Origin of the sequence: Anaerotignum propionicum, from assembly GCF_024461735.1 — a bacterium.
In the GTDB taxonomy this organism is placed as follows: Bacteria; Bacillota; Clostridia; order Lachnospirales; family Anaerotignaceae; genus Chakrabartyella.
The window spans coordinates 87,082-100,978 of record NZ_JANGAD010000001.1 but is presented as its reverse complement, the minus strand read 5'-3'; the positions used below and the strand labels follow the sequence as shown (position 1 = coordinate 100,978).

The window sequence follows — 13,897 nt, the reverse complement described above, 5'->3', positions numbered from 1 at the left end:
GTAGCAAAGTTAAGGCATTATTTATTGTTAAAAATAAGTGCTAAATCAATGCAAAGTCTTTAATTATTTCTCGAAAATATAGTAAAAAAAGTGTTGACATTTGGTTTTTCCTGTAGTAATATATAGAAGTCGTCGACGAGGCGTGGCTCAGCTTGGTAGAGCGCTACATTAGGGATGTAGAGGTCGCAAGTTCAAATCTTGTCGCCTCGATGACTTATAAAAGGTGTTGAAAACGTTGATTTTACAGGGTTTTCGGCACTTTTTTGTTTTGAAGAAAAATACTTTTATCATTTAGTATGCTTTTTTGTCTTTTTACATTGTTTTGCAAGTCAAATGCAAGTCAGAATGCAAGTCGAAATTATTTCATTAATAGGGCAATAAATTATAAAAAATAAGCCCCTTTCGGGGCCTAATAAATACGGTCTATTGTGATTAATTAGCATTTATATTTGAAAGAGTCAGGCTTCGGTCTGGCTCTTTCTCTCTATAGATTTATTTCCTCTTCATTTATTTTCATTGCCATGCATTACGTCCTATACTGCTTAAGGATGAACTTTGCATTTTCTTCGAATAGCTTGTCTAGCATTGCGTTACGTGCGATATTTCAGCGGTCGTCCGCCCTTGCTTTTTGGCATTTCACCGCTCTTCTTTCATTGCAATAAAAAAGCACCTATCAGATAATAAGTGCTTTTGTTTCACTATTTTTGCTTGAACGACGCTATCATATTTTCTAATTGTTTATCTGACTCATTATTATCATTTGTACTAAAATATACTATACAAACAGTGTTCACTCCAGACTTTATAAAATAAACAGATTTTAATACCATATTAAATCCGTTATATTGTTTTTTGACATTCAAATTGATTTTTTTACTATTTAAATCTCCGATTTTGAAATCCTTTTCATCTAGATTACTTAAATCGATACTTTTATCAGATTTTGTAACTCCAGCTACAAAACCCTCTTTTCCTCCATTTTCAAGTTCTTCATACCCAAAATCACCCATGTCTATTATGATAAATCCATCATCAAGATAATATGTGATTATACCATTAGCTTTATCTTCTCTCCATGTTTCAGGAACTTGATAAGATAGATCACCAAAAGTTTTACTTACAGTTTTCGTCTCTGATTTATTTGCAATTTGGCTTACCTCACCTAAAATTACCGTCTGCGTTTTACTATCCCATTTTACATCCTTGCCAACAGCCTCAGCTACCGCTCTAACAGGCAAATAAGTTGTCCCTTCATATGTGAAAGGCTCCTTGTCAGTTTTTAACTCCTTACCATCAATAACAACTTTAATGTTATTGAAACTGACAGGAATGTTCATTTTGCTCTCTTTTGCGAAAGCAGTGGGTGCAGTTCCAACTATTAATGTTGCAACCATAGCTCCCAAAATCATGTTTTTCAATCTTTGATATTTCATCATAACCCCTCCTGTTTTTCTTTACTCTATAATTTTCTACGGAAAACAGTAAAATCCTACCATTTGTCGAAAAGTTTAGGGCACCAGCTTCCGCCAATGCCCATAAGGGGAGTTGTTAAATTTTCACGTTATTATAATATCATGAAAAAACCGACACGGTTAAATGTCGGTTTATCTGTTAATCATACGTTTTTTTCTTTTTCTTTCCACCTTGTTTTACAGTGCTGCCAGTGTTGTCTACAGTTTCCTTTTTCTTCTTTGTCTCTTTATTTTTGGGACTTTTGTCACCCATATTAAACACCGCCTTTATTTTTAGTATAACACAAAATTTTCCAGAAGTATATCTTTCAGATAAAGTTATCTCCACAGAAAAAGACACCTTTCGATGCCCTTCCCCGAGGAGGGTTTATTAAATCATACACTTCTTTCTAGTACTATTTTACTATATTGAAAACGAACATACCCAATAACTTTTACTTTTTTTCAAAAAATCTTGAAACAGCCATCCTCATTCCATCCTCTGTGTTGTTCTCACCCATCTTATATGCTACAGCATCCCATGAAAGTTTATCTATAAACCTGTATCTGATAATCTCCAACTCACTTAACCACCTCTCAAAACACATGAATCTATATATCTATTTCAATCCTGTAAAATTTTTCTTGACAATCCTTTTTTATTGGTGTATACTAAGTTTAATTTCGTATATATGATTATTCGTTCTTAAGTCCTAGTCGATAATTATTATTTGACTAATTCTTGAGAACTTTTTTTATTTATATGCCCGAGATAATATTTTTTAGGAGGTACTGATTATGAATAACGGTACAGTAAAATGGTTTAATGCAGACAAGGGTTTTGGTTTTATCACACCCGCTAATGGTGGCGAAGATGTATTTGTACACTTCTCATCTATCCAGACAAATGGTTTTAAATCTTTAAATGAAGGCCAGGCTGTAACTTTTGATACAGAAGCTGATCCAAAGGATAGCCGCAAAACACGTGCTATCAATGTTTGTGCGAACTAAACCTTTTTCATTTGCCACCCTTTAGGGTGGCTTTTTTATTTTCTTTAAAAGCTCCTGCTTGCACTCTTCTCATATTTCTAACTCATCTTAGCACCTAAATAGACTCCGTTGCTGCCTTTATTAGCATGGTCCTTTACATAACCCACTTTATATCTTTACTTCCATTCCCTTTGCTCTAAACCCTTTTGGTTATATTGTCTTTTCTTGAATCTGTGAATTAAAAAAGAGCCTGTTTAACGTCTGTACTCAAAGACGAGATAAAAGGGATCACCTCCACGCTACAAGTCCATCGGTAACATTATCATTTTGGTATCACCCCCTAATTCATTATATGAAGAAATCACACAAACGATTGTCCAAGTGATCAATTTAGTCATAATATTTATTTAAACTCACTTTGCACTCATTACAACACATCTAAAAAAACTTAAAGTTTTATGGTATGTTATTCTCGATCTTCATTTACTTCCATCCCTTAAACTATTTTTTAAAAAATTTCAATTTAACACCTTATCATTATCTTCAAACATATATGCACTTATTGATTTTAGTAGTTTGGGCACTTGTTTTCATCAGCGCCCAAGGTCAGTGTTTATAAATAGTATCACCTAGTATTATTGTATTGATTGTAGACATTAAACTACTCCCAAATATGCAACCCCATTTTAACCATACAAAATAAACCACTTCCCTAAAAAGGAAGTGGTTCTCTTTGAAAATTAGTGTGATTTTCTAATTTTTATTCATTTAGTTAAGGTAAGTTAATCTCCAATCCAGAAAGCACCTGATGCAAGAGTTTTTGCAATTGCTGAAATTCCTCAGGTAAAAGTTTCACACAAGCACCCAGCTTGATAGGAATCTCCGCAGCAGCTTCCTTCAATTTTTGCCCCTTCTCCGTAATTATGACGAATACATTTCTCTCATCTTCCTGTGATCGTTCACGGGAAATATAACCCTTTGTCTCCAGTTTTTTTAACACAGGGGTCAAAGTTCCGGAATCAAGATAGAGAATATTTCCTAATCCCTTGATTGTAATCTCACTTTTTTCCCACATAACCATCATTGTTATATACTGGGTATACGTCAAATCCAACGGATCAAGATAGGGTTTATATCGACGAATGATCTCCTTAGAGCAAGCATATAGAGGAAAGCAAAGCTGATTTTCTAACTTTAACATATCATACTCTTCATTCATAATTAGAACCTCCTAAATTGCATTTTAAACAATTTAGTTTATCATAATCAATGTTCACAAGCAACCCGCACGGAGCAGTAGCTTTATATCTTAATAAATATAATTTTATCCCAGTATTTCCTTGATTCTTTCTTCCACTTTTTTCATAGAAGCAGTTGGCTCAAAACGTTCAACAATTTCTCCATTACGATTAATCAAGAATTTAGTAAAATTCCATTTGATGGAGCTGCTCTTTTTGTATTCAGAATCCTGCTTTTTGAGCATACCTGATAATAGTATTCCTAGGGGATGGAGCTTATCAAATCCACCAAACTCTGTGTTTTGTGTAAGCCACTGATACAAAGGAATTGCCTGCTCCCCATTTACATCAACCTTTGAAAACTGTGGGAAGGTAATTCCGAAACGCCCTGTACAAAAAGTATGAATTTCCTCATCAGAACCAGGGGCTTGATCTGCAAATTGATTGCAAGGAAAATCTAAGATTTCCAGTCCGTCTTTATGATAAGTTTCATAGATTTTTTGCAAATCGCTATACTGGGGAGTAAAACCACAACCTGTGGCAGTATTTACTACCAAAAGCACCTTGCCTTTATAATCATTCAGTGAAACCTCGCTGCCATCTCTTGCTTGAACCTTGAAATCGTAAATACTCATATCTCATACCTCCAATTATATTAATTAATAAAATTCAATTTATATTTTTTACAATTATATTTTACGCAATTAATTTTGTTTTGTCAAGACCTATTTAAATTAAAAAATAATGTCTTCTTTCTGTATTATTAGGAAAAAATCTCTTATTATACCGGCATAATGTAGATGAAAATGAATTAACTTAATGTTTTGTTTAAGATAAATAACTTTAAACTAACCAGTATAAAAAAATAAAAAAATCCTCACAACATTACAAAAATTGTGAGGAGAATATGAATGACATAGCATGTAAAAACTTTTGATTTTTGGTTTTTCAATTAATAATTATCTTTTAGTACTGTATTCTTTAAACCCACTTCCTCGAAACCATTTCTAGTCCAAATTAACGTAGATTGAAAACCAATTTCTGTGGCTAGCTTTACCATATCCTCAAAACAAAAGCCTAAAGAATTGCAATCATGGCTGTCACTGGACAAAATTATCTTCCCCCCCCGTTTTTTGATTTCTTTCAAAAAATGGATGGAGGGATAAGCCTGTTTACGAAATCCCCGATAAATTGCGCCTGTATTTATTTCAAAGGGTTTTCCATAAGGAATTAAGGCTTCTATAGCACCAATTCCATACTCACAATATCGCTTGTTTTCTGTATCAAAAAAAATTTGATTCTCATTAAATTTACTTAGCAAATCAAAGTGTCCAATAATGTCTGCTCCTGTTTTTTTCAAAACTTCAGCTACAGTTTCAAAATAAGCCTTTGCATATGCATAAGAATCACCAGAAAATACCTCTCGAATATCCCTTTCCAGGATATCCGCCCTTTCATCCACAGGCAAATATTGATCCCCTTTTTTGATATAATGAACAGAACCTATGGCATATTCAAAATCAGAAATAGGTTCTCGGGAATAAAAATCCTGTTCTACACCGCAATAAACAGCAATCTTTGGGGCATAGACTTCCTTCAGCCGTAGGATTTCTTTTTGATATTCTTTTACGCCATTTTTGCTCATACAGTAGGCCTCATCAAAAAAGGTATAGCTGTGTCCACTGAAACCCAGTGCCGTAAATCCTTTCTCAATGGCCGCCAAAACCATTTCTTCAGGCGTATTTTTTCCATCACAAAAGGTTGAATGGGTATGAAAATTCATTTTAGGTATCATTTTGTCATCTTCTCCTGCTTCACTTTATGGTCGATTACATGGCGGGAAGCCAATTCACTTCGAACATCCTCCAAGGAGATTCCTGCTTCTACCATAAGTACCATCACATGATACGCTAAATCAGCAATTTCATAAATGGTTTCTTGTTTGTCGTTGTCTTTTGCGGCGATGATAACCTCCGTTGCCTCTTCCCCAATCTTTTTTAGAATTTTATCTGTCCCTTTTTCAAATAGATAAGTTGTATAGGAGCCTTCTTTTTTTTCTGCCTTTCTTCCCTCAATCAACTCCATCAAGCTATCCATTGAAAACCTTTCATGGCTATCCTGAATAAAAACGGGGTTATGGAAGCAAGAATCCGCACCTAAGTGGCAGGCAGGACCATTTTTATCAACCACAACCATTAAGGCATCTTTGTCACAATCCGCTATAATGGAAGCAATTCTTTGCACGTTCCCCGATGTTTCGCCCTTTCGCCACAGCTCCTGTCTGGATCTGGACCAAAAACAGGTTCTGCCTTCTTCTAAACTAATTTGGAGGCTTTCCTTGTTCATATATGCCAAAGTCAATACCTTTTTGGTTTTTGCATCCACAATCACAGCAGGAATCAGACCTTTATCATCAAATTTTAGTTCCTCTATATTCAGCATACCTTTTCTCCTTATCTTCTTACAATAATATTATTCTCTGCCAAAGTCCTTTTTAGGTTAGGAATGGTTACCTCACCAAAATGAAAAATAGATGCTGCCAGGCCTGCATCAACCTTAGGCAAAGCATGAAACAAATCCACAAAATCCTCCACACAACCAGCGCCCCCGGATGCAATCACAGGTACAGAAGCAATATCGCAAACCGCCTCAAGCATTTCCAAATCAAAGCCTTTCTTCACGCCGTCGGTATCTATACTGTTTACAACAATTTCTCCTGCGCCCATTTTTTCACAGCGCTTAATCCAGCTCAGCCCTTCCATGCCAGTATTTTCTCTGCCACCTTTTGCGAAAACCATGAATTTCCCATCTACCCTCTTCATGTCAACTGATAAAACCACGCATTGGTCTCCATATTTTTTTGCCGCCTCTAAAACTAGGTTTGGATTTTTAATTGCTCCTGAATTTACACTTACTTTATCCCCACCACATTTTAAAACGCGGTCAAAATCTTCAATGGCATTGATGCCACCTCCAACAGTCAAGGGAATGAAAATCTGAGAGGCAACTTGACGCAAAATATCAGTAAACAGACCTCTGCCTTCCACTGAAGCGGTAATATCATAAAAAACCAGTTCATCGGCACCGTTGTCACTATAAAATTTTCCCAATGAAACAGGGGAGGAAACATCGGCAAGCCCTTGGAAGTGAACACCCTTTACCACACGACCATCCCTTACATCCAGACAAGGTATAATTCTTTTTGTAATCATTGGCGTTCCCCCTTTGTTAACTCGATGGCACTTTTTAAATCAATATTTCCTGTATATAGGGCTTTTCCTAAAATTGCACCATAAAGCCCTATTTTTTGTAGTTGTTCAATATCTGCAAGGGTGGTCACACCGCCTGAAGCAACAAAATCCACTCTGAATTTTTCTGACAGTTGGTGATACAAAGCCAAGTTTGTACCAGCAAGGAGGCCATCCTTCGAAATATCCGTGCATATGATGGTTTTCACACCGATCTTTTCAAGCTTTTCGCAGAAATCGAAGCAACTTTCCTGTGAAAGCTCAGTCCAACCCTTTACCGCTACCATACCTTCCTTAATATCAACACCAACTGCAACTTTATCGGCATACTTACTCACCATGTCTTTTAGAAAATCAGGATTCTCCACAGCCGCCGTACCCAGTATAACGCGAAAAGCTCCCGCCTCCAAATATTTTTGAATGGTTTCCTCCGAACGTATGCCGCCACCCACTTCAACCAAAAGTCCACTTTCTTTCACAATTTCTCGGATTATCTCCAAATTTGGAGTGCCCCCATCCTTAGCACCTTCTAAATCCACCAAATGCAAATAAGTTGCTCCGGCTTCTGCAAAGCCTTTGGCAACAGAAACGGGTTCTTTACTATAGACTGTCTTTTGTGCGTAATCACCTTTTACAAGCCTTACGGCGCATCCTTCAATAATATCAATTGCTGGAAAAAGCTTCATAAAATCCTCACTTTCTATTCAAACAACCACAAAACATAAGACCTTGGGGCTTCAGGCCGAACCACACTATAAACCCTAGACCCTAGACCTTGGGGCTTTGCCCCAACTCCCCACAAGGGACTTCCTCCCTTGACCCTTTACAAACCATGTTTACACAGTTTAATATAAAAGATTTACTTCGCTTGCTTTTTTCAAAAAGCGGATGGGTTTGGGTGAAACATTGTGCAAAAGCTAAGACCTTGGGGCTTTGCCCCAACACCCCACAAGGGACTTCCTCCCTTGACCCTTTACAAACCGTGTTTACACAGTTTAATATAAAAGTTTTTGCTCCACTTTTTTCAAAAAGCGGATGGGTTTGGGTGAAACATATGCAAAAGCTAAGACTTTGGGGCTTTGCCCCGACGCCCCACAAGGGACTTCCTCTCTTGACCCTTTACAAACCATGTTTACACAGTTTAATATAAAGTATTTGCTCAACCCAAGTTAAAAGCTAAGACCTTGGGGCTTTGCTCCAACTGCCCACAAGGGACTTCCTCCCTTGACCCTTTACAAACCCGTGTTTACACAGTTTAATATAAAAGTTTTTGCTCCGCTTTTTTCAAAAAGCGGATGGGTTTGGGTGAAACCCAAGGTCTTATGCCTGTTACAACTCACAAAACGCCCTTAATATCTTAAGCCCTACCTCACCGCTTTTTTCCGGATGGAACTGGGTTCCGTATACATTCCCTTTTTCAACAGATGCGGTTAGCATTGCACCATATTCCGTGGTTGCCGTTACTGCAGAATCACAATCCATTGCCGCAAAGGAATGGACAAAATAAACGCACTCATCCTCTTCTACGTAGCGGTATAAAACACTTTTTTCCTTTGAAAAGATTAGACCATTCCAACCAATGTGAGGGACTTTCAACGCATCTCCAACCACAGGAGTAATGGACTTTACACTGCCTTCAATCAACCCCAGGCCAAGATGCTCACCATATTCATAGCTTTTTTCAAACAGCATCTGCATTCCTAGGCAAATACCCAGTAAAGGTTTTCCATTTGCCGCTTCCTCCAGTATCACCTTATCCAAACCTGTTTTACGAAGCTTTTCAATGGCGTCCTCAAAGGCACCAACACCGGGAAGTATAATTTTTTCGCTGTTGCGTAAAACCTCAGCATCCCCTGTAACTTCCACCTCAGCACCGATGACCCCCAGAGAGCTTTTCAAGGAAAACAAATTTCCTACGCCGTAATCTACAATTGCAATCATTCACAGTACCCCTTTCGTAGAAGGAATTTCATCCCGATAAGCCTCTTGAATGGTTACCGCCATTGCCAAACAGCGAGCAATCGCCTTAAATGTGCCTTCAATAATGTGGTGAGAATTTCTCCCTGCCATCTGTTGCACGTGCAAGGTAATGTTGCTTTTTCTGGTAAAGGCAATCAAAAATTCCTCCACCAGTTGTGTATCAAAGGTGCCCACCTTCTCTGTGGGAATTACCAAGCCATATTCCAGATGTCCACGGCCAGAAATATCTACTGCCGCTAAAATCAATGCCTCATCCATAGGCAAAATAATATGTCCATATCTGGTGATTCCTGCCCCCTTACCCAGTGCTTCTGCAAAAGCCATGCCCAAGCAAATGCCGATATCCTCCACTGAATGATGGTCGTCCACATAAGTATCTCCTTTGCATTTTACCGCCAAATCAAACCGCCCATGCTTGGCAAAAAGGGTGAGCATATGGTCCAGAAATCCACAACCTGTAGAGATATCACTTTTACCTGTGCCATATAAAGCAAGAGAAAGGTTAATCTCCGTTTCCGCTGTCTTTCTTGAAATTACGCTATTTCCCATGGAAATCCTCCTACCTCTCGTTTAAAATTTCTGCAGTTTTCTGTAAAAATATCTTCATCTGCGCATCCGTCCCAATGGTGATTCTCACAAAATCTTTTATTTTTTCTTTCTCAAAATGGCGAACCAATACGCCTTTTTTCTTAAGCTCTGCATAAAACTCTCCACCATAAATTTTGTCATGTTTCGCAAAAATAAAGTTTGCCTTTGAGTCTAAAACTATAAAACCTAGGTTTTTTAAAGCCTTTACCGTTGCTTCTCTGGTTGCAATAATTTTTTTAGAATTTTCCTTATAGTAAAAATCACTGTCCACCGCTGCTTCTCCTGCCACTAAGGTTAGGCGATTAATATTATAGGGATTTGTGGAAAACTTAATCTTTTCCAAATCTTCAATGATTTCCTTTGATGCAATGGCAAAGCCAAGCCTAGCCCCAGCCATAGAACGAGATTTTGAGTAGGTCATGGATACCATCAAATTAGGATACTTCTCCACAAGACCAACAGCTGAAGTTCCACCAAAATCCACATAGGCCTCATCAATCAGAACCACATGATGGGGGTTTGATTTCAAAATCTCTTCTATTTCATACAGACCGATTTCCATGCCCGTAGGTGCATTTGGATTGGCTATGACAACCATCTTATTGACATTGCAATAATCTTTATAATGAATGGAGAAATCCTCCTTAAGGGGAATCTTCATATGGGGCACTTGATATAAATCAGCATAAACAGGATAAAATCCGTAGCTAATCTCAGGAAAGACGGCCCCTCTTTCATTATCACAAAAAGCCATAAATGCGAAATTCAAAATATCGTCGGAGCCATTGGAAAGAAAAATATTTTCCTTTTCCACGCCATACAGCTTCGCGAGCTTTTCCTTTAAGAATTTTCCTTCTGGGTCGGGATATAAATGCAATCGCCTCACTTCGTCAGCATTGATCCTCTCTATTACCTCTGGGGAAGGTGGAAAAGGTGATTCATTGGTATTAAGCTTAATATATTGCTGATCCCGAGGCTGTTCCCCAGGGGTGTATGCCTCTAGTGCTTCAAATCTGGGGCTCAAAAAACGGCTCATTTCTCCACCTCCTTCTCAAAACGAATCATGGCTGACTTCCCGTGGGCAGTTAAGCCCTCTCTTTGGGCGAAGGTGTTGATTTTCTCGGCCTCTTTTGATAACGCATCCTTTGTATAATATGTAAAAGAAGATTTCTTTATAAAATCATCCACTGATAAGGGGCTCGCAAATCGTGCACTCCCCCCTGTGGGTAATGTATGGTTTGTGCCCGAAAAATAATCCCCAAGTGCTTCAGGAGCATTTCTACCCAAAAAAATGGAGCCTGCATGACGAATTTGAGCCAAATATTCGAAGGGGTTATCTACACACAACTCCAAATGCTCGGGAGCAATCTGATTGGAAATTTCAATGGCTTCTCCAATGCTTTTTGCCAGAATTATTTTCCCGTTATCATCAATAGATTTTCTTGCAATATCTTTTCTAGGCAAAAGAGGAATCTGCTCCTCCAAACATGCCGAAACCGATTCTGCTAATTTCTTGCTATCGGTAATCAAAACAGCACTTGCCATGGTGTCATGTTCTGCCTGAGACAATAAATCCGCCGCAACCACTGCTCCATCCGATTGACCATCGGCAATCACTAAAATCTCGCTGGGCCCTGCAATCATATCAATGGAGACCTTTCCGTAAACCTGTCTTTTGGCTTCCGCAACAAAGGCATTCCCCGGCCCTACAATTTTGTCCACCCTTGGAATGGTTTCTGTTCCATATGCCAAAGCGGCAATGGCCTGGGCACCGCCGATTTTGAAAATACGGTCTACCCCTGCAATTTTAGCCGCCGCCAAAACCTCAGCATTGATTTTCCCGCCTTTTGCCGGCGTCACCATGATAATCTCCTTAACGCCTGCAATTTTAGCGGGGATACCGTTCATTAAAACCGTAGATGGGTAATTTGCCGTTCCTCCGGGGACATATAAACCAACTTTCTCCAAGGGAGTTATTTTCTGACCTAAAATAACGCCCTCTCTTGGCATATACATCATGTCACCACGTTTTTGCTTTTCATGATACCCACGAATATGCTCTGCCGCATCCTCCAAAATAGAAATAAATTCTTTATCTACCGCATTGAATGCCTTTTGTATTTCCTCAGGGCTAACTTCCATTTCCTCCAAGGCGGCTCCATCAAAGCGTAAGCTGTATTCTCTTAAAGCCTTATCTCCTTTTTGGCGCACTGTTGCGATGATGTCTGCAACAACATCGGCTATTTTATTGTCTTCTTCTCCACGGGAAAAAATATCTTCAATATGAATCTCATTATAAGTATACTGTTTTATCATAGTTTCACCTCAGGATGTCTTAATAACCTCATTCATTGTTTCACACATTTTACGAATAGGTTCATTCAAAAATTTATAGCTGGCTTTATTTGCAATTAGTCTTGCACTGATTGGAACAATATCCTCCCATGGTTCCAAATCATTTTCTAAAAGGGTTGTTCCAGTTTCCACAATATCCACAATCACATCAGACATTCCCAAAATCGGCGCAATTTCAATGGAACCGTGGAGCTCAATGATTTCTATTTCTAAGCTTTGTTTTCTATAATACTCCCTAGCAATATGGGGAAATTTTGTGGCTACTCGTAGGGTTCGGTCTGTATCTATTCTGCCACCCTTTTTTCCTGCCACCGCCATGCGGCATTTTCCCATGTCAAGGTCTAATAGTTCGTAAACATCAGAGGACTGCTCCAACAAAATATCCTTGCCCACAACCCCCACATCGGCAACCCCTCGCTCTACATAAACTGCCACATCTGAGGGCTTTACCCAAAAATAACGAACACCGTTTTCCTCGTTTTCAAAAATCAGCTTGCGGTTTGTTTCCCGAATAGAAGGACAGCCATAGCCAATTTCTTCAAAAACGCCATAAGCCTTTTCACCAAGCCTGCCCTTTGGCAAAGCTATATTAATCATTTTCTGCAATGATTTCAAGCCCCCTTTCCTTCATACTCCACAGCTGTCTATATTTGACCGTTTGATTGTTCTGCCTTTGTACCATCACGCTTTGCCCATTATCTGTCAGCATTTCAACAGCCTTTAGCAATGCCCCTGTATCCGTGTTTTCTTCATACAACAATAAAATATCTGTATCATATTCCTTTTGTGGCGTATCATAGCGCTCTAATAAATCCAGATAGACGGCAAAGCCGATTGCATCACAATTTTTCCCTAGTTTGTGAACCAAATTATCATATCTCCCTCCGGAAAGAATCCCACTTGGCACACCATTGATAAAGCCCTGAAAGATGATACCCGTATAATAATCCATACCGTTGACAACAGAGAAATCCAGCTTCATTTTTTCACTGCCTCCATTGCTCTTAAGAGCCAAGAATACTCCCTCTAGCTCCTCCAAAGCCAGCTTCATTTTTTCATTTAAGCAAAGTGCCTTGGCTTTTTCCAGACAATCATCCATGGAGCCATATAATGAAGCCATTGAAACCAAGGCTGATTCTATGTCCTCCTTAACATAGAATTGCTTGCAAAGGGTCTGAATGCTATGTATATTTTTCTCACTGATCCCTTTGAGCAAAGCCTCATTTTGGCTAATGGTTAGCCCTAGCTCTTCAATCAATCCCATTACAAAGCCCATGTGGGAAATATCCATAATATAATCATGGCTGACAATTTCCAAACTTTTTTGAGCCAACCGAATGACTTCAAGTGTGGCATAGCGATCCACCTCGCCAATATACTCTAACCCCACCTGCATAATTTCTTTAAATTCTCCCCAGCCTTTTCTCACCCTATAAACATTCTCGTTGTAATAAACTCTCTCAGGCACTTTATCATTGCCTTTTGTATTTTTTACAATAGAAAGGGTTACATCTGGCTTAAGCGCCAACAGTTTTCCATCTAAACCGCTGAATGTCAAAATATTTTCGCAGCTTAAAAAGCTTCTGTTCTCCGCATAAAAATCGTATTCTTCAAACTTGCTCATCTTAAATTGCTTATATCCAAACTGCTCAAATAAAGCTCGCAAACGAAAGATAACTTCCTCTTCTTTTTTCAAAAGCATTTTCGGCAATGTCATGTTGCACCTCCGTATGTCAATTTACTTTAATCTTATATCAGTTTACCACTTTAGTCAAGTAGAACACTAAAGTTTATCACCTTTGCTGAAAGACCTTTTTATCTCTCCATTTTTTTATACAAATTGATATATATGGGTTTCTAATTACCAATTTGGTATACTATTTATGGTTATAACTAAGAAAAGACATGTTTACTATTTTTATGAAATGTAACAAAGCATGAAATTTTGATTAGCCGCCTTCAGAAGTGATTAGATTGAAGAAAACAAATCCGGATATTAGGTATCAGAACCCAAATGGGAGATGTATTCTTACGATAGATATGATCA

Annotated in this window: 15 protein-coding genes and 1 tRNA gene; 2 read left to right on the top strand and 14 right to left on the bottom strand. The window is 38.4% G+C overall.

The features are described 5' to 3' along the window. Positions 1-136: 136 nt before the first annotated feature. Positions 137-210, top strand: a tRNA-Pro gene (locus tag NE558_RS00595). Between the two features lie 488 nt (positions 211-698). On the opposite strand, the gene NE558_RS00590 is transcribed toward NE558_RS00595, so the two are convergent. Both NE558_RS00590 and NE558_RS00585 read right to left on the bottom strand, forming a co-directional pair. After that, entirely contained in the window at positions 699-1,433 is a 735-nt protein-coding gene (locus NE558_RS00590) for a copper amine oxidase N-terminal domain-containing protein (protein WP_256147975.1), read from the bottom strand. A gap of 473 nt (positions 1,434-1,906) precedes the next feature. Further along, positions 1,907-2,032 carry a hypothetical protein gene (locus tag NE558_RS00585; RefSeq protein WP_256147974.1) on the bottom strand — a complete coding sequence of 42 codons (126 nt, stop codon included), beginning with the start codon at positions 2,030-2,032 and terminating at the stop codon, positions 1,907-1,909. Between the two features lie 217 nt (positions 2,033-2,249). Between NE558_RS00585 and NE558_RS00580 the strand changes: the two genes are divergently transcribed. Next, the gene (locus tag NE558_RS00580; protein WP_256147973.1) at positions 2,250-2,462 is read left to right on the top strand and encodes a cold-shock protein; all 213 of its coding nucleotides are present in this window, start codon (positions 2,250-2,252) and stop codon (positions 2,460-2,462) included. 751 nt (positions 2,463-3,213) lie between these two features. Here NE558_RS00580 and NE558_RS00575 read toward each other — a convergent pair. The 12 genes from NE558_RS00575 to NE558_RS00520 form a co-directional block, all read right to left on the bottom strand. Further along, positions 3,214-3,660: a MarR family winged helix-turn-helix transcriptional regulator gene (locus NE558_RS00575; protein ID WP_256147972.1), complete on the bottom strand. Its 447-nt coding sequence runs from the start codon at positions 3,658-3,660 to the stop codon at positions 3,214-3,216. 105 nt (positions 3,661-3,765) lie between these two features. After that, positions 3,766-4,314, bottom strand: coding sequence for a glutathione peroxidase (locus tag NE558_RS00570; RefSeq protein WP_256147971.1), 549 nt, complete (start codon positions 4,312-4,314; stop codon positions 3,766-3,768). Positions 4,315-4,631: 317 nt separating this feature from the next. Continuing rightward, the gene (locus NE558_RS00565) at positions 4,632-5,474 is read right to left on the bottom strand and encodes a histidinol-phosphatase (protein WP_256147970.1); all 843 of its coding nucleotides are present in this window, start codon (positions 5,472-5,474) and stop codon (positions 4,632-4,634) included. Beyond that, positions 5,471-6,121: a bifunctional phosphoribosyl-AMP cyclohydrolase/phosphoribosyl-ATP diphosphatase HisIE gene (gene hisIE / locus NE558_RS00560; protein WP_256147969.1), complete on the bottom strand. Its 651-nt coding sequence runs from the start codon at positions 6,119-6,121 to the stop codon at positions 5,471-5,473. The genes NE558_RS00565 and hisIE overlap by 4 nt, the downstream gene beginning before the upstream one ends. A gap of 11 nt (positions 6,122-6,132) precedes the next feature. Next, on the bottom strand, positions 6,133-6,891 hold the full coding sequence (gene hisF, locus NE558_RS00555) for an imidazole glycerol phosphate synthase subunit HisF (protein ID WP_256147968.1): 759 nt from the start codon (positions 6,889-6,891) through the stop codon (positions 6,133-6,135). Further along, positions 6,888-7,613, bottom strand: a complete 726-nt coding sequence (hisA, locus tag NE558_RS00550) for a 1-(5-phosphoribosyl)-5-[(5-phosphoribosylamino)methylideneamino]imidazole-4-carboxamide isomerase (protein WP_256147967.1) — start codon at positions 7,611-7,613, stop codon at positions 6,888-6,890. Before hisA ends, hisF begins: the two co-directional genes overlap by 4 nt. Positions 7,614-8,256: 643 nt before the next feature. Further along, entirely contained in the window at positions 8,257-8,868 is a 612-nt protein-coding gene (hisH, locus tag NE558_RS00545; RefSeq protein WP_256147966.1) for an imidazole glycerol phosphate synthase subunit HisH, read from the bottom strand. Next, positions 8,869-9,456 carry an imidazoleglycerol-phosphate dehydratase HisB gene (hisB, locus tag NE558_RS00540; protein WP_256147965.1) on the bottom strand — a complete coding sequence of 196 codons (588 nt, stop codon included), beginning with the start codon at positions 9,454-9,456 and terminating at the stop codon, positions 8,869-8,871. A gap of 10 nt (positions 9,457-9,466) precedes the next feature. Then, complete coding sequence (gene hisC / locus NE558_RS00535) at positions 9,467-10,531, bottom strand: histidinol-phosphate transaminase (RefSeq protein WP_256147964.1); 1,065 nt, start codon at positions 10,529-10,531, stop codon at positions 9,467-9,469. Beyond that, complete coding sequence (gene hisD, locus NE558_RS00530) at positions 10,528-11,811, bottom strand: histidinol dehydrogenase (protein ID WP_256147963.1); 1,284 nt, start codon at positions 11,809-11,811, stop codon at positions 10,528-10,530. Before hisD ends, hisC begins: the two co-directional genes overlap by 4 nt. A 9-nt stretch (positions 11,812-11,820) precedes the next feature. Then, positions 11,821-12,447, bottom strand: a complete 627-nt coding sequence (gene hisG, locus NE558_RS00525; RefSeq protein WP_256148350.1) for an ATP phosphoribosyltransferase — start codon at positions 12,445-12,447, stop codon at positions 11,821-11,823. Then, positions 12,440-13,567, bottom strand: coding sequence for an ATP phosphoribosyltransferase regulatory subunit (locus NE558_RS00520; protein WP_256147962.1), 1,128 nt, complete (start codon positions 13,565-13,567; stop codon positions 12,440-12,442). Before NE558_RS00520 ends, hisG begins: the two co-directional genes overlap by 8 nt. Positions 13,568-13,897: the final 330 nt, after the last annotated feature.